At 35.5% G+C, this 15,779-nt stretch carries 20 protein-coding genes; 12 read left to right on the forward strand and 8 right to left on the reverse strand.

Annotation, left to right across the window (positions count from 1 at the left end):
- Window positions 1-237: 237 nt before the first annotated feature.
- The 4 genes from MWU84_RS22795 to MWU84_RS22810 all read left to right on the forward strand — a co-directional run bounded on the left by MWU84_RS22795 (window position 238) and on the right by MWU84_RS22810 (window position 3,041).
- Window positions 238-1,074: an RteC domain-containing protein gene (locus MWU84_RS22795; protein ID WP_246906183.1), complete on the forward strand. Its 837-nt coding sequence runs from the start codon at window positions 238-240 to the stop codon at window positions 1,072-1,074.
- A 313-nt stretch (window positions 1,075-1,387) separates the two neighbouring features.
- Window positions 1,388-1,672 carry a helix-turn-helix domain-containing protein gene (locus MWU84_RS22800; RefSeq protein ID WP_246906187.1) on the forward strand — a complete coding sequence of 95 codons (285 nt, stop codon included), beginning with the start codon at window positions 1,388-1,390 and terminating at the stop codon, window positions 1,670-1,672.
- A gap of 3 nt (window positions 1,673-1,675) precedes the next feature.
- Complete coding sequence (locus MWU84_RS22805; protein WP_246906190.1) at window positions 1,676-2,395, forward strand: hypothetical protein; 720 nt, start codon at window positions 1,676-1,678, stop codon at window positions 2,393-2,395.
- On the forward strand, window positions 2,379-3,041 hold the full coding sequence (locus MWU84_RS22810) for an ATPase (RefSeq protein ID WP_246906193.1): 663 nt from the start codon (window positions 2,379-2,381) through the stop codon (window positions 3,039-3,041). The genes MWU84_RS22805 and MWU84_RS22810 overlap by 17 nt, the downstream gene beginning before the upstream one ends.
- 6 nt (window positions 3,042-3,047) lie before the next feature.
- Here the strand turns inward: MWU84_RS22810 and MWU84_RS22815 are convergent, their stop codons facing one another.
- The 7 genes from MWU84_RS22815 to MWU84_RS22845 all read right to left on the reverse strand — a co-directional run bounded on the left by MWU84_RS22815 (window position 3,048) and on the right by MWU84_RS22845 (window position 8,559).
- Window positions 3,048-3,842, reverse strand: coding sequence for a cation transporter (locus MWU84_RS22815; RefSeq protein WP_246906194.1), 795 nt, complete (start codon window positions 3,840-3,842; stop codon window positions 3,048-3,050).
- Between the two features lies 1 nt (window position 3,843).
- The gene (locus MWU84_RS22820) at window positions 3,844-6,027 is read right to left on the reverse strand and encodes a TonB-dependent receptor (RefSeq protein WP_246906198.1); all 2,184 of its coding nucleotides are present in this window, start codon (window positions 6,025-6,027) and stop codon (window positions 3,844-3,846) included.
- A 67-nt stretch (window positions 6,028-6,094) separates the two neighbouring features.
- Window positions 6,095-6,505, reverse strand: coding sequence for a transcriptional repressor (locus tag MWU84_RS22825; protein ID WP_246906203.1), 411 nt, complete (start codon window positions 6,503-6,505; stop codon window positions 6,095-6,097).
- 35 nt (window positions 6,506-6,540) lie between these two features.
- Window positions 6,541-6,747: a GDCCVxC domain-containing (seleno)protein gene (locus MWU84_RS22830; protein WP_073240407.1), complete on the reverse strand. Its 207-nt coding sequence runs from the start codon at window positions 6,745-6,747 to the stop codon at window positions 6,541-6,543.
- Window positions 6,747-7,346, reverse strand: a complete 600-nt coding sequence (merTP, locus tag MWU84_RS22835; protein ID WP_073240406.1) for a mercuric transport protein MerTP — start codon at window positions 7,344-7,346, stop codon at window positions 6,747-6,749. The genes MWU84_RS22830 and merTP overlap by 1 nt, the downstream gene beginning before the upstream one ends.
- Window positions 7,343-7,717 (reverse strand): metalloregulator ArsR/SmtB family transcription factor, encoded by a 375-nt coding sequence (locus MWU84_RS22840; protein WP_246906207.1) that lies wholly within the window; start codon window positions 7,715-7,717, stop codon window positions 7,343-7,345. The genes merTP and MWU84_RS22840 overlap by 4 nt, the downstream gene beginning before the upstream one ends.
- Window positions 7,718-7,929: 212 nt before the next feature.
- Entirely contained in the window at window positions 7,930-8,559 is a 630-nt protein-coding gene (locus tag MWU84_RS22845) for an N-acetylmuramoyl-L-alanine amidase (protein WP_246906211.1), read from the reverse strand.
- Between the two features lie 189 nt (window positions 8,560-8,748).
- Here MWU84_RS22845 and MWU84_RS22850 point away from each other — a divergent pair, with 189 nt between their 5' ends.
- On the forward strand, window positions 8,749-9,036 hold the full coding sequence (locus tag MWU84_RS22850; protein WP_089369763.1) for a hypothetical protein: 288 nt from the start codon (window positions 8,749-8,751) through the stop codon (window positions 9,034-9,036).
- A gap of 53 nt (window positions 9,037-9,089) precedes the next feature.
- On the opposite strand, the gene MWU84_RS24455 is transcribed toward MWU84_RS22850, so the two are convergent.
- Window positions 9,090-9,215 (reverse strand): hypothetical protein, encoded by a 126-nt coding sequence (locus MWU84_RS24455; RefSeq protein ID WP_348647895.1) that lies wholly within the window; start codon window positions 9,213-9,215, stop codon window positions 9,090-9,092.
- Here MWU84_RS24455 and MWU84_RS22855 point away from each other — a divergent pair.
- The 7 genes from MWU84_RS22855 to MWU84_RS22885 are packed head-to-tail and all read left to right on the forward strand — an operon-like array spanning window position 9,163 to window position 15,605.
- Complete coding sequence (locus MWU84_RS22855) at window positions 9,163-9,357, forward strand: hypothetical protein (protein ID WP_246906232.1); 195 nt, start codon at window positions 9,163-9,165, stop codon at window positions 9,355-9,357. The genes MWU84_RS24455 and MWU84_RS22855 overlap by 53 nt on opposite strands.
- Window positions 9,344-11,746 carry a TraG family conjugative transposon ATPase gene (locus tag MWU84_RS22860; RefSeq protein ID WP_246906214.1) on the forward strand — a complete coding sequence of 801 codons (2,403 nt, stop codon included), beginning with the start codon at window positions 9,344-9,346 and terminating at the stop codon, window positions 11,744-11,746. Before MWU84_RS22855 ends, MWU84_RS22860 begins: the two co-directional genes overlap by 14 nt.
- 4 nt (window positions 11,747-11,750) lie before the next feature.
- Window positions 11,751-12,338 (forward strand): conjugal transfer protein, encoded by a 588-nt coding sequence (locus MWU84_RS22865; RefSeq protein WP_246906218.1) that lies wholly within the window; start codon window positions 11,751-11,753, stop codon window positions 12,336-12,338.
- 2 nt (window positions 12,339-12,340) lie between these two features.
- The gene (locus tag MWU84_RS22870) at window positions 12,341-13,183 is read left to right on the forward strand and encodes a hypothetical protein (protein ID WP_246906222.1); all 843 of its coding nucleotides are present in this window, start codon (window positions 12,341-12,343) and stop codon (window positions 13,181-13,183) included.
- Window positions 13,184-13,203: 20 nt separating this feature from the next.
- Window positions 13,204-13,818, forward strand: a complete 615-nt coding sequence (locus MWU84_RS22875; protein WP_246906224.1) for a conjugal transfer protein TraK — start codon at window positions 13,204-13,206, stop codon at window positions 13,816-13,818.
- Between the two features lie 30 nt (window positions 13,819-13,848).
- Window positions 13,849-14,778, forward strand: a complete 930-nt coding sequence (gene traM, locus MWU84_RS22880; protein ID WP_246906228.1) for a conjugative transposon protein TraM — start codon at window positions 13,849-13,851, stop codon at window positions 14,776-14,778.
- Window positions 14,775-15,605 (forward strand): DUF4138 domain-containing protein, encoded by an 831-nt coding sequence (locus MWU84_RS22885; RefSeq protein ID WP_246906230.1) that lies wholly within the window; start codon window positions 14,775-14,777, stop codon window positions 15,603-15,605. The genes traM and MWU84_RS22885 overlap by 4 nt, the downstream gene beginning before the upstream one ends.
- The last annotated feature ends 174 nt before the right edge of the window (window positions 15,606-15,779 follow it).

The following is a 15,779-nucleotide window of genomic DNA, read 5'->3' on the forward strand; positions in this document are numbered from 1 at the left end:
GGATCCGGCCGCAGCCTAAAAGTGGCACAAATCAAACCGAAATGCCTGGCACTATAAATCCGAAATGGGTGGCACAAAACGAACCGAAGTATCCAGCCGCCCCTTGTCGTAAAAACTCCTACTTTTTAAAGTACCTGTTCTACGCATTTACTAACTAAAGAATTCTAACAACAACTAACCCACCGAAACTAAGAATACCCAAAATATTGTTGGGCTTAACTGTATTTATGGTTGCAAATGGATTTAGAAACGTTAGGCAAAAACCTTCTCGTAGCTTTAGACGAGATAAGGCTCGAAAATCTACCGATTTTGGAACAATCCTATCGTTCCATCGAGTTAAGTAGAAATTTGCTTACCGTTTTTAAAAGAAACATTTTGGTTAATGACTTTGAAAGTATCGAAAAAGAAATAGTCTTCTTCAAGAAAATCAAACAAATACCATTGGTCAAGCTCATATATTTTTCAGAGATTCATTCTTTCGAAATTCAATTTCCTAAAGCAGACAGAACTGCCCAGTTAAAATTTGTAAAAAAGAAGATTAACAAATTAAATCGATTTTTCCTTTATAATATTGACTTCGGCCAGTACGTAAAATCCGGGGCAACTCACTTCGATAAAGCCTACTATACCAGAGCCCATCTTAATACTTACCATATTACTACTTCCAAATTCTATTTCCAAGACCCAGATTTTTGTACACCACGAGATATGCTTTTGGGAAAGTTCAAGGCGTATATTTCTCTTATCAACTATATGGACCAAAAGAAACATTCTATTAAAAACAGATTGAACGGCAATAGCGTGAATATAAAACCTACAGAAAAAATTCCTTGGCCATTCACTAATACGGATTGGGTAGAACTTCTCTATGCATTATCCGCGAGTGGAATTGCAAAACAAAAAGGTCTAAGTATTATTAAATTATCTAAAATTTTGCAAGAGGTATTCGACTTTACCCCAAAGAAAATCTATAAAACCTATCAGGACATAAAGAATAGGAAAAATAGCCGGACATTGTTTCTTGACCAGCTAACTACTTCCCTTCTTTCGGAAATGGACAAAAGTGAGGAATAGTTATTGGTTTGTTTCTTCTTTTATTTGTTAAAATAAGACCGTACTACGGTTGACCTACGGTAATCATATTACACACCTGTTTTCCATAAATTTTGATACAATTTAAGAGTCTCTTAATTACAGAAACACTACAAAACAGCACTAAAACAAATCAAATTTCAAAATGTTAAATTTTAACCGTAGTACGGTTGTACTGGGGAATAAAATCCATTAAAGCTATTCAAATTTGTAGAACGAAAGTCAAATCAGGTCAGAGGCTATCAAATTAATTGACAACGATGCGATAGTCTCTTACTTTAAAAACCGTTCTATTATGCCGACAAGTATTATTACAACAGACGACCTTCGGGAATTCAAAATGGAATTGCTCGATGACATCAAAAAATTATTATCTAAACAAACTACTGGAAAACTCAAAAGATACCTCAAATCTTCTGAGGTTATGGATTTGCTTCAGGTAAGTCCAGGTACTTTACAAAATCTTCGAATCAATGGCACTTTGCCCTACACTAAAGTTGGTGGTATTATCTACTACGATGCCGAGGAAATACAAAATATAATGACTTCAAACCGTGTAGAGCACGGTTCAAAATCCTAAATAATGAACTATATAAAGCTACTTAATGCGGCTTTTGAAAAGTTCTATTTTGATGACCGCCTAAATCCTACCCATATCAGTCTGTATATGGCGCTGTTCCAAGAATGGAACAGTAGTCGCTTTGCAGATGAGTTTTATGTGAACCGTAGAGATTTAATGCGTTGTGCTAAAATAGGCTCAAAATCCACATACCACCGCTGCGTTACGGATTTGGACTCGTGGCTTTACTTATCCTATTTCCCATCTAACAATCCCTATAAAGGCAGTAAAATCAAGATGTCCATTATTGGTACAAGTAACGAACCAGATATGGGACGGTACAATCCCACATTAGAACAGCTTGCGGAACAGTACTATCCCATACGTGAACCAGTTGTGGGACAGCACCATCCCATAAATGGACAAGTACTGGTATCTAATACAAACAATACTAAACAAGAAAACTATATAAAACAGCCAAAAGGCAGGCAGGCGGTTATTGATTTTTTTGAAGAAAATAGTTTTGATGCAGATGAGGGGAAAAAGTTCTTTGAGCACTATGAAACTCGGAACTGGCAAACAAGCGATGGGCAAACAATTCGTGATTGGCGAGCTCTAGCCACAAATTGGATGGACAGAACAGAATTATTCGACGAAAAAAACGAATCAAACAAAAAACAAGCGTCCCAAATCAAGGACAACTTGCGAACCACTAAAAACAAAGATTATGGACAACCCCTCTAAAATTACCGAAGGTGGCGTAGAATATTCGCTAGGAAAATTTGATGGCAAAAGTATATTTTATGATTTTCCAAAAATATTAATCTATTTGAATGCTAAAGGGAAACTACTTTTTGGTGAAAAGTTCAGGATTTATGACGAAGATAGAGATATACTTCTGAAGCTCTGCTCTTACTTCATTAAGGATAAAGATAATTGCAAAAGCTTTGGTATAGATATGGATAAAGGAATCCTACTTTCCGGACCAGTTGGTTGTGGTAAAACCAGCTTAATGAAATTGCTGAGATATATTGTGCCAATGCAAAGACCTTATGAAATGATTCCTTGTAGGAACGTAACCTTTAGTTTTAACCATCTTGGTTTTAAGACCATTGAGGAATATGGTAATACTAAATTTTTCTGTTTTGATGATTTAGGTATTGAACCCGCCGGACGTTTTTATGGTAAAGACCTGAACGTAATGGGCGAAGTACTTTTATCTCGATATGAGCTATACCTTGAGACCAAACAAAAAATCAAAACCCACGCAACCACCAACCTAAATGCTGAAGAATTAGAAGAACGTTATGGCAATCGTGTTCGCAGCAGAATGCGAGAACTGTTTAATCTAATTGCCTTTGATAAAGGTGCTGGCGATAAGAGAAAGTAGAATAAATTACTTACCAAGTTTTAAAATTCTAAAAGCACCTTGAATTACCAAGACAAATACGATTGTTCCGATAATCAAATCAGGTTTATTAGAATTTAGCCAATTGACCAAAACTCCTGCGGTTATAACCCCTAAATTAATAATGACATCATTAGAAGTAAAAATCATACTCGCTTTCATATGTGCCTCTTCTTTGCTTTTGGACTTTTGCAAAATATAAAGGCACAAGCCGTTCGCAATAAGTGCAAAAATTGAAACGATAATCATTGTCGAAAAATCGGGAAGCCTATCGGCTCCGAAAAATCTTCTCAACACTTCCACAAATCCAATAATTGCAAGTGTTATTTGAAAATATCCAGCTAATTTTGCAATGCGTTTTTTCTTAATCAACGTTCCTCCAACCGCAAACAAGCTAATTCCATAAACAAAACTATCCGCAAGCATATCCAAACTATCCGCAACTAATCCCATTGATTTTGAAATCAGTCCTGTCGTCATTTCAATAATGAAGAAGGCGAAATTAATTGCAAGAACAATCCAAAGTAACCTTTTTTGGCTTGTTTTTTCATCAAAATCCGTTTCGTGGGTTTGTTCTGTTGAAATTTTCTTTCCTCCTAATTTCAATTCGTCAATCGACTTTTCAATTTGGTCTGCCTGTCCGTTGTGAAAAACGGTCAGTTTTCGTTTAGCGATGTCGAAGTCAAGGTTTTTAACTTCTGGAATTCCGTCCAGTTTCATTCGGATTAGGTTTTCCTCGGAAGGACAATCCATCTTGCTAATTTCAAATACCGTTTTGTTCATTTTAGTCTTCATCTTCGTTTCCAAAAGGTTTAATAATTACTCCTACACTAAAAATAAAACCGTCCGTAGGCGCATAAATTTCTGGAAATTCTGGATTGTCGTGTGGTGGCAAAACCAAAGGTGAAAACCTACTTTGTCTTCTGTCTGTAAAGTTTTCAAAATTTACAAAGGTTGTTCCCCATTTGAAATTGCGCATTAAAAGCAATCCCATAGTTATAAAATCCGTGGTTTCTGTGCCATTAGACAAAAACTGCTTTCCTGTGTAAAAAGTTTCATAACCTATGCGCCATTTATCAGATTCGTACATTAAAACGCTACCTGCATTATGTTTTGCTGTGAGCGGTTTTTGCGGATTTCCTGCCAAATAGTTCAGCTTTGTATCAATGAGTGCATAGTTTAAAAACCATCTAAAATCCTTGTACGTAAATTTAATATTGGTTTCCGCTCCCTTGCTTATTATTTTATCGGTTGCATTTTCAAACATAAAAAATCCATCGTCTGTTGAATTTAATAATAGCCCGTTGTTAATAGCTGAAACGTAGAAGAGTTGGTTAACACTAAAACCTACCACATCGAATAACCTTGTTTGGTAATTCACATCAAAATTGACACCATAGGAACGTTCTGCCTTTAAAGCAGATTTATCTATAGCAAGTACATTTTCAAAACTGATATATTCCGCCTCTTCGGTGAAAATATCTGGAATTTTATAACCTAATCCACCACCAATTCTGCTCGAAAATCCGCTGTCGTTCTTGTAAAGCAAGGAAACTCTTGGAAGTGGAAAAAAACCGAAATCTGTATTGTAGTCTGCTCTTAATCCTGTTTCTAAAATCCAACTATCTGAAACGTCGTAAATGTTGTTTACAAATGCTCCATAAGTAACGTCTGATTGGTCTCGTTGTAATGTCGCATTATCATTTTCATCAAAATTAGATGTGTATAAATTTGCACCAAAAATCCAATCGGTTTTTTTGGATGCCTTTTGATAGTTGATTTCTGTGAATGTATTGGTTTGTTTGCCGTCAAAACTGAAATCGGTAATAGATAGTTTTCTATCGAAAAATGAGATGCTATTCTTGATGTTCAATGAACTGACCGAATCTATCTGTGTTTCGTAAACAGCCTGACTGCTCAATCTTTTAGAAAGATTTTCTTCGGTATATTGATGAATCCCATTTTCGCCACTTTCAATTTTTGTAATGTCTCCACCAATTCTGTCGTCATAAGTTCCATTTAAACCTATCCAAAAAGTTGTTTTTTCTGAAGGATAATAAAAGAATTTGGGGTTAAAAGATAACGAAGTTGTTTTTGGTAGATTGCTGAAACCATCATCTTCTGGGTCATACGCTTTTTGGTAATGACCAGAACTGTATAATGAAACTCCAAATTTTTCATTTCGCTTACTATAAAAGACATTTGCTGTACTACCCAACGCTTGTGTTTGAGTTAGCATAATATCCAAAGATGGTTCTTCATCAGGTGTTTTTGATACCATATTTATTAAACCCGCAATAGCCCCTCCTCCATAAAGTGTAGAAGAACTTCCTTTTATTATCTCAAATTGTTGTAGGTCTAGAGGCGGAATTTGTAAAATACTCAAACCACTTGAAAATCCACCATACAAAGGAAATCCGTCTCTTAAAAGTTGTGTATAACGTCCATCGAGACCTTGAATTCTAATATTGGTGTTTCCACTACTTAACGAGGTTTGTTGCATTTGTATTCCGGTACTTTCACGAAGCACCATTGAAATATTAGTCGGATTCATTACTGCTTTTTCGCCTAATTCTTCCGCACCTATAAATTCTATTCTCGTAGGTATTTTTCTAACAGTTCGTGTACTTCTTGAAGATTGTATTACGACTTCATCCAATTCATTTCCTCCCGATTCGAGCTTGAAAGAGAACTCTTTTTTTGTGCCAACCTCAATAGTGGTTTCAATGGTTTTAAAACCTACATATGAAATTTTTACGGTTTGGTTTCCATTTGGGATTTCTGTAAATGTGGCAATTCCGTCAAAATCTGTTACTGCTCCTTTCTCTAATTCTTCAAAATATACAGTCGCTCCCAATAATGGCCCATCTGTTTCGGCATCGCTCACAGAAATGGAAATATCACTCGTTTGTGCGAATGATATAATTGATAACATTAAAAATAATGTGTTTAAAAATACTTTTTTCATTTGCTTATTCTGGTTTTTAAGAATATTGCAAATGTATTTAGCATTTACCGCAACTCGATTGCAAAGATTATCTGTTGCAGTTGTCGCACAGGCCTTTCACGACCATATTTGCTTGTTGCAACTTGAAATTTTTTGGAAGTTGAATATTGGGAATAGGAACGTCGAAAAGACAAAACGTTTTGTCGCAGTTAGTACAATAAAAATGATAGTGCAAATCTTTTGGGTCGCAGTTACAGCCTTCCGCACAAACTGCATATTTGGTCATTCCAGAGCCATCTTCAATGCTGTGGATAACTTTGTTTTCCTCAAATGTTTTTAGTGTTCTGAAAATAGAACTTCTATCCGTATAGGGCAGCGCATTTTCAATATCCTTTAATGATTGAGCTTTTTCTAGGCTTAAAAGATGGCGCAGAACAACCGTTCGTACTGCGGTGTTTTTTACTTTTTTTATTTTTAGGATTTCTTCTTCCGTTTGCATTTTCCTAATATATCATTTTTTAGAGTATTGTCTTTTCAGCAACAACTTTTGTTTTCTTGAATCGGCGGACAAGGCACAGTTCCGTAAGAACAATAAACACAACAATCTCCTTCATTTGGTTTTAGAACCGTTTTGCAACTCTCACATTCATAAAAGAATTGACAGGATTCCGTTGGCATTTCTTCTACTTTTTTATGTCCGCAGTTTGGGCAAGTTATTTCAGATGTCAATATAGTTTCCATTATTTTTCTTTTTTGTCGGTCACGTTATAACCTGTAGAATTAATTGCTTTCTCAATTTCCGCTTCATTGGTCTTGGTTTTATCAAATTCAATGATTGCATTTCCACTTTCGTATGATGCTTTTGAGCTCACGATTCCGCTGAGTTTATTTACTTCGTGGTTTACGTGTTCCTCACAACCCGCACAGGTCATTCCACTAATTTTAAATTCAGTTGTTTTAATATCCGATTTATCTACTACGATAATGTGTTTTGCCGTGTCTGGGTAAAAAATTCCTGAATAGTATGGAAATGCCAACATTACTATTGCAAATACAGTTATAATTCCTAAAAAAGTTTTGGACTGTGTGAATTTTGGTTTTTCGTCTGTCTCACATTCACAATCGATTTCCTTTTTAGGCTTTAGCATTTGATACCAGGCAAAACAAAGAACTAAAATTGTAAGCCCGATTAGGTAAGGTCTAAAAGGTTCTATCCAAGAGAATGTTGAAGCAATCCCACTTGTTCCTGCGATAAGAGCCAAAACAGGCGTAATACAGCATAAGGAAGCTGTAATTGCAGTTAGCAAGCCTGCTCCAATTAATTTATTTTCACTTTTCATATTGCTTCTAAAACTTTGTTCTTATCAAGTATTGCGAAAAACGGATTGAGTAGTTTTTCATATTCAGCGGTCAATGAGTAATAAATCGTTTGGGCTTCTCTATCGGTTTCTAATAGATTTCGGTCTTTCATTTTTCTCAAATGCTGGGAAATGGCCGAAATATTCATTCCAAGAATATCACTTAAATCACAAACGCAAAGCCTATCTTCTTCAAAGAGTAGGTATAGTATTTTAAGTCTTACGCTATTCCCAACTAATGAAAGTCCATTCGCCAAATAGTCGAACGATTCGTTTAATTCCGAAACCGTGTCTTTGCAACGATTAATTTGTTCTAAATCGGCTTGTTGTCTTATGCAAGAATTATTGTCCATAAAGCAAAGTTACATTATTTTATTATTTAAGCAAACACTTAAATATATAATATTTAATATAGCAATTATTTGATTAATAGAACTGCTAGAAACAAATGGCAGTAGTCTAGTTTCTAAAAGACTTATATAATAAAACTACTTCTGCAATAAATTGTAGTACAATAGCTTTTAAACTTTTTGTCAACTCTAAAAATATATCTTTCATAATAGTATTAGTTTTTAATAGATAATAAAATGGCTAAGGCAATTAATTTGATATTCTTAGAAGCAGAAATATAACTGCTTTCATCCCTATTACTCAAAAAACCCAGTTCCAAAAGAACCGAAGTACAATAGTCAATAGTTTCACGCAACACCTGAAAGTTCGCAAACTTAACACCTCTACTTTCATATCCTATAGCTTTGCAAAGTGCTTTTTCAAATTGATAACCTATATAAATAGATTCTTTAGAATAATTTGTTTCCTTTTGTGAAGCATAAACTTCTATCCCTCTTGCATCTGGATTATCTGAATGATTACAATGTAGAGAGACAAACAAATCAACTTTTAGAGCTTTGGCCAGCTTGGTTCTATCCAATAGTGAAATTAGTGTATCACTATATCTGGTTAAATAAATATCCAGAGGCATATCTAATTCATTATTTAGCTTCAAAATGGCATTCGCAATATCCAATACAACATCCTTTTCTTGAACTTTATTTATACCTATTGCACCAGTATCTTTTCCACCGTGTCCAACGTCAATTATAATTCGTTTTTGAGCACTCTTTTCTTGTCCAAAAACGATACACATTTTTAGAAGCAAAAAGACAAAACTGACGTTTTTGAGCACTTTTTTCATTTTTAATTTTCGGGTTATCAACAACTTCTCTACAAAAATTCATAGAATTTGATGCCAAATAATAACAATTAAATTCAATTGATTTCAAATAATATTTTATTCACAAATATTTGATTATCAGTTATTTATAAACAAATATATGTAAATTTCTAACAACGAAAACAACACGAAAATCTAAACAATTTTATTATGAAAAAATCACACTATTTAGCATCAGTTCTTTCGCTCTTATCCACTTCACTTTTCGCTCAAATTGGTGGCATAGAAGATTCAGTTAATGATGTTGGCGACACCATCAGAACCATTTTTCCAATTTTATTGGGTGTCATTTTCCTAGTTGGCTTTCTGTTTAATGCAGGGCATTTCTTTGGGGAAAATGCAGACCTTAAAAAAGGGATTACCAGAGTGCTTGTGTTTGTTTTGATTGCTGGCGCAGTTGTCGGCATCTTCACATACCTAATAGGCATCGTAGTATAAATGAACCCTCATCGAAGGCTTTATTAGAATAGCTGTATGAAGAAATACGAGGTCTATAAAAACATTAGGAAAAGGGCGGTCATTTTTGGGCTGCCTATTTCCCTGTTTGCGCTAATGATGGTTTCCATTTTAGCTTCGCTACTCATCATCATCTTCTCTTTCAGCTTCGGGATAATCATCGGCATACTCGTTTTTAATGCTGCTTTATATGTAGCTCTCACGAGAATAACACATAACCCACAAATCTTTCAGATGGCTAAAGCCTTCCCAAGAATAATAAGTAACAAAAGAAACTCGGGCTTCGATTATGAACAAGATTAATCTTTCAGCATATCAACCAATTACAGATATTCAAGATAATATCATATTTGCCAATAATGGTAATGTCGTCCTTTGCTATGAAGGAACGCTACCAGAAATTTATTCCCTTTCCGAAAAAGACTTCGAAGACATACACGGTGCTTGGTTTCAGGCCTTGAAATCATTGCCTATTGGTACGGTAGTCCAAAAACAGGATATCTACCTTAAAAAGACATACACTTCAGAAGCACTTCCAAATACAACGTTTTTGGAAAAAGCAACACACGACCACTTTAAAGGGCGTGAGTATATGGAACATCGTTGCTTTTTATTCTTTACACTTACTAAAAACAAAGCGCTGAATAATTCTAAATATGTCAATCCTTTTCGTAAAGTTTCCAAAGGAATTGTTCAACAATTGGATGACAATGTTAAGAGCTTCATCGGGGCTGTTAGTGATTCAGTTTCCTTTATAAATAATAGCCGAAAAATGAAGTTTATTTCGCTTAAAGCGGAAGAGATTCAGCAACTCACAAATGGATATTTCAACGGTTTTAATGATGGATTTGACACCGATATCATATTAGATAAAAAAAGCGTCAATATTGGCGAAAACCATTTTGATGCCCTGGCTATCAATAGCGAACTGTGCTTTGGCGAAAGTGTACAGAGTAGCAAGACCAATGAGAAATTCACTTCTGACGATTTTGTATTTCATCAAGGGTTTATTGATGGTCTAGGGCTTACGCTTAATGAAAATCATATTGTCAATCAAATCCTTTATCTGGATGACAAACAGAAGTGGCGCAAGCTACTGGATAAGAAAATTGAAAAACTTAATAAAAGTTCCAACTTTGGTTCGCAGAATAAAGTAGTCCTCGGTAAAATTCAGCACATACTAGACCAAATCAATGCGGATGATAATGCCCGTATTATTCGTGGTCACTTAAACATTATCTATTGGGCTCGGGAAGCCCGAGAGCTAGACAGAATTGGTTCAAAAATCAAAACTGAATTCAAGGAACTGGACATCATTCCATACTATACTAGAGGTGAAGAACGCAAGAATTATATTCTAAATAGTTACTGCTGTTTTTCTTCCAACTTTTCAAATAACGATTTATATGTTACCGATTTAAAACATGCTTTATGCCTGTTTATAAATAACACCAATTATAATTCTGATACTACCGGAATCATCTTTAATGATAGAGAACATAATGTTCCTGTTCTTAAAGATGTATGGGACGAACGCAAGAAGCGCATTAAGGCACGAAACTTTGCCATTTTTGCACCTACTGGCGAAGGCAAGTCCTTTTTGGCAAACAACATTCTACGCCAGTATTTTGAAAGTGGTGTCCGCCTGGTCATAATTGACCTTGGTGGATCCTACACCAAATTTGCCAAACTCTATCCCAAAAAATATACTGTGCTTCGCTATGAAAGTGGCAAAAACTTAGGTATCAATCCTTTTTATATAAGTGATAAAAATGACCTAACACCAGAACGTTTGGAAGACTTGTCCGTTTTCCTGTTTGAATTGTTTGCTTCAGATTTAAAAGTGACCAAAGCACAATCGGTTTCGGTCAAAAAAATATTGCGACATTATTACAATAACACTTCAGAAAATCATTCCTTGGATGGTTTCTACAACTTTATAGAGAGGAATCAGAAAGACCTTCTGGACACCTTAAAAATCCATCCCGACTACTTCAATATTACAAGCTTCTTGCACGTAATGTCCGAATATGTCGGCGATGGTCTATACAGCTTCCTTTTTGAAGTAAGTGAAGACCAGACCTATAAAATCGAAGACAAACGATTGATTGTTTTTGAGCTGGATGAAGTAAAGGATAACAAGGAAATCCTGTCCGTTATGTTGAAGCTGATTAAGTCAGCCATCCAAAGAACGATTTGGAAAAACAGAGCTGAAAAAGGCATTATCCTTTTCGATGAGTTTGCAAAGCAACTGAAGTTCGAAAACGTACTGGAAAGTGTTGAATTCTACTATCAAGCCATTCGTAAACAGAATGGTGCGATTGGGATTATTCTTCAATCCATTAATCAGCTTCCCAATAATTCAACATCAGCCAGCATAATAGAAAATACGCAAGTTGTCTATAGCCTCAACAATGAAAAAGGCTATGATGAATTAGTCAAAAGACTCAATCTATCAAGCCACGACCTGAACCAATTAAAATCCATTAAGAATAATCTTTCTGGTCCACGGAAATACACCGAAATGTTTATCAAAATAGGAAAGGAAAGCAACATTTTTCGGCTTGAAGTTCCAAAGGAAGTATATGCAGCATACCTAACTGATGGACAAGAAAACGAGGAAATAATGAAGCTCTACAACGAGCATCATAATATGGAAAAAGCAATAATTCAATTCACATCTAAAACATAATATTATGAAGACAAAAATCAAAACATTCGTATTCGGGCTAATCTTCACGATTGCCATTTTATTGCCTAGTGGTGCAACCGCTCAGGGAATGCCAACTTATGATAACACAAATTTTATCAGTTTGGTAAAGCAACTTGTAGAATCAGGTAAGCAGACAGCTCAAATGATTAAGTCTGTAAAATTCCTAAAAGATGCGAAAGAGGCAATCGAGAAAGTATCAAGTGTTGTCCAACAACTTAGGGCAGTTGAAGAAATAGCAGCCAACAATCAACGCCTTATCAATGTAATGCAAAACGACTTACAGGATATTTTAAACTCGCCTTACATCAAACCCGAGGAAGTTACACGGGTTGCGGAATCATTTGATGCCATAGTCCAAAACTCTTTGGACACCGTTGACTTTATGGGCGAAATCTTATCTAGCGATAATCTAAAAATGTCGGATGCTGAACGTGCTGAAGTTTTAAAGGAAAAAGAGCTGGAATCAAAGCAAATGGTTTCAAACATTCAAACAAAAACGAAACGCTACAAGGATATTATATCCTTCAGAAAAATGCAGGACAAAATTAATAACCGAGAAACAGAATACTAATAATGACCGCAGCCATACTTTTAGGGATTGGACTGGAATACGTTGATGCGGTATTTCAAACCATACAGAATAGCAGCTTTTCGCAATATACCATTGCAGGAATGAAAACGCTTGCTGTATTGTTCTTTCTGGTCAATATCCTAAAGAAATATAATGAAGGTATTGCGGATAAGGATGGTTACACTTGGGGATTGAGTCCTGGGGAATTGATGAAGAATTTTGCAATAGTTATTCTAGTCATATTCTCGACACAAGTACTTGGCTTCTTTGATGGCATCTTGGTTTCTATTGAAGCCCAATATCGTGGTACAGCACCCGCCTTATTGCCTTTACAGATGCAGGATATTCCTATCGAAGAGGAAATTAATTTTTTAGAGGCCGCTCAGGCAGCAATGGCATTATTGTACGAAGCTCTGGTTACGCCACTCTATGGATTTAAAATCTTTGCATTTATCATAAGCCTTATCCTCTGGATTTTGGACTTGTTTATCTACCCGCTATTCCTCGCAGAACGTTATTTTTTATTGGGTATAATGCAGGCCTTTTTTCCGCTGGTCATTAGTCTCGCGGTTTTTGAAAAATTCCGTTCGCTTGCCTATACCTTTTTTAAATTATACGCTGCGGTCTATATGTTAGTACCAGCCTTCTTTTTGGTTAATGTATTTGTAAATGCACTCTACACCGAAATCAATACAAATTTCTGGACGAACCTATTTGGGACAGATGTTGGTCAGGGCTTTTTTGCACCTGTTGTACAGTTAGGGTCGGTATTTTTCATTGTCTTCCTAAAGTTCAAATTGTATAAACGTGCCACATCATTTACCCTCAGATTGTTTACTGCCTAAGGCAGATTAAAAATAAAACTATGAAAACACCATACAAGAACATATACAACGTCTTAAAGTTGAACAGATTCATCGTGTTGGCAGTTGTCATTTTTGCAATGTTATGCAGCACCTTTTCACTTTGGATGGCATTTAAGACGAATAAAGAAGCTCTTAATAGTGCCTTTGCCATTAACACGGATGGAAGTATTATTCCCCTGAAGCTCGTAACCCAAAAAGAAAACTTCAAGGTAGAAGCGTTAGCTCATTTAGACCTGTTCCATAACTACTTCTATAATATCGATGCCAGTAATTACGAACGTAATTTAGAAAAGGCACTTTGGTTAGGTAATAGTTCCGTGGACAATCTATATCGACAGAAAAAAGCGGATGGTGTCTATAACCGTTTGCTTCAATATTCGCTAGTACAGAAAGTACTGAGCATAGACTCACGAATCGAAGAACAAAACGGAACATACGTATTTAGAACGGTTACCGTCTTTGAAATTAATAGAGGTTCGATAATAGATACCTACGAACTCGTTTCTAGCGGAAACTTAATTCCTGTTGACAGAAACTTTCCAAACAACCCACACGGTTTGTTAATCACAAACTATTTCGAGAACACCTTAAAAAAATTAAACGATGAAAATTGAGCCGATAATCGGCATTTAAAAACCACTATTATGAAAGTAGAAAAGAATAAAATAGTTTTTGCAGCGGTATTGGTCGTGATTTTCATATTCCTGATTTCCTATTCTATGATGGTTATGGGCGATGACGAAAATGAGAATGAAAACCTTGAACAGACCTTGATTCCCGATTTGGACGAAAATCAAAAGGAATATGATTCTAAATTAGATGCCATTAATGATTTGAAGGAAGTGCGTGAGAATAATGCACCCAGTATCTATGATGAAAAACTAATTGATTCCTTGGGTTTTTATGACCCAGACCTTCCGGAACGGGAAAAAGAACGCATTGTAGATAGTATTTATGACGCTGGTAAAATTCAATATTCGGAAAAACGATATCAAAATTTTGGACAAAAGAAAGTTGTTCAAAACAATACCCAGAAAATTGATTCTGCTGAAATAAAGCGAGAACAAAAAATTGAAGCCAAAGAATTAGGGCTGGAACATCAACTGTTCTTTGCTGCTTCGCCTAAACCCAATGAAGTTTCCATTATAGGCAATACAGATGAAACTATTTACGTGGTTGTGGATGGCGACCAGATTGTTAAAGCGAACACCCGATTACGAATGCGCCTTATCAAATCGGCAACTATAAATGGTAAGCTGATGCAAAAGAACACACCCGTTTTTGGGTTTATCAGTTTTCAGCCAAATCGTGCTTTAATTGAGATTGAAAACATAAAGCATCATCCAACCAAACTTAAAGCTTTCGATTTATTAGATGGTAGCGAAGGTATCTATGTGCAAAACAATTTCAGGGCGGAAGCTACTACTGAAGTTTTGGATGATGTTATAGGCGATATCAATATTCCGACTGTTCCACAAGTGGGCGGAATTACACAGGTATTTAGACGTCGTAATAGAAGCGTAAAGGTAACTGTACTTAACAACTACAAATTAATTCTAAAACCAAAATTATGAGAACCCTATTTTTAATATTGATATCATTGATTTCTACTTTTGCTAAAGCGCAAACAAGCACGGTACTAGACACAATTTACGCGAACGACACTAAAAATGTCGCACTATTTTTCCCAGAACCCATAAGACAGGGTATAACCGGTTCAGATAATTTTGTTTTTACCTACAATCGTGAAAAAGAACAGTATTTCGGATTACTTCAGGCAAAGCCTGGGAAAGAAAGTAATCTACTGGTAGTCAATAGAAATGGCGCAATTTTTTCGTATATTGTAAGATATAAAAAGCAGCTATCAAAGCTCAATTATTTCATTCCATTATCAAATAGTATTGGGAATGAAAAACCAATAGTAACCGATTCGATTCAGGTTGTAACTTCTGAAAACAAAATAGATAACAGAACCTACTATTATCAAAAATTCTGCACCTATCTTCTTAACAGAAACCAACGTATTGGTCGGATTAAGAAGCGAACGCAAGGCATTGTCTTGAATGTTGAAAATGTTGTTTTTGATAAAGAAGAACTCTACTTCGTTATTCAGATTGAGAATAATTCTACATTGGATTACGATTTAAATTTCTTGAACCTCTCCATCGAGACTCGACAAAAAGGGAAAAAGAAATCTTTACAGAGTTTGTATCAAGAACCTATTTACAAGCAGCATCTGCCTTCAAAAATTGCAGAGGGTAAAATGGTGCGGTTTGTTTACGTTATGCCCAAATTTTCATTATCAGATGACCGTAGGGCAATTTTGGAATTGAACGAGAAGGATGGCGAACGCAATATAAAACTGAATATATCGCATAGATATATCAATAACCCAAATTAATAATATTATGAAAAATTTAGTCTTTTGCTCACTCGTACTTTTATTCATTTCTTGTTCTGAAACCAAGAATATGTCGCCATGGCTATTTCGGAGTGATGGTGCCACCTGTTTCGGTCAAACAGTGCCACTTTGAAAGATCTTTCAATAATACAAAAAAAATGTGTTAAGCGTTTT

This window comes from Arenibacter sp. F20364 (genome assembly GCF_023015905.1).
In the GTDB taxonomy this organism is placed as follows: domain Bacteria; phylum Bacteroidota; class Bacteroidia; order Flavobacteriales; family Flavobacteriaceae; genus Arenibacter.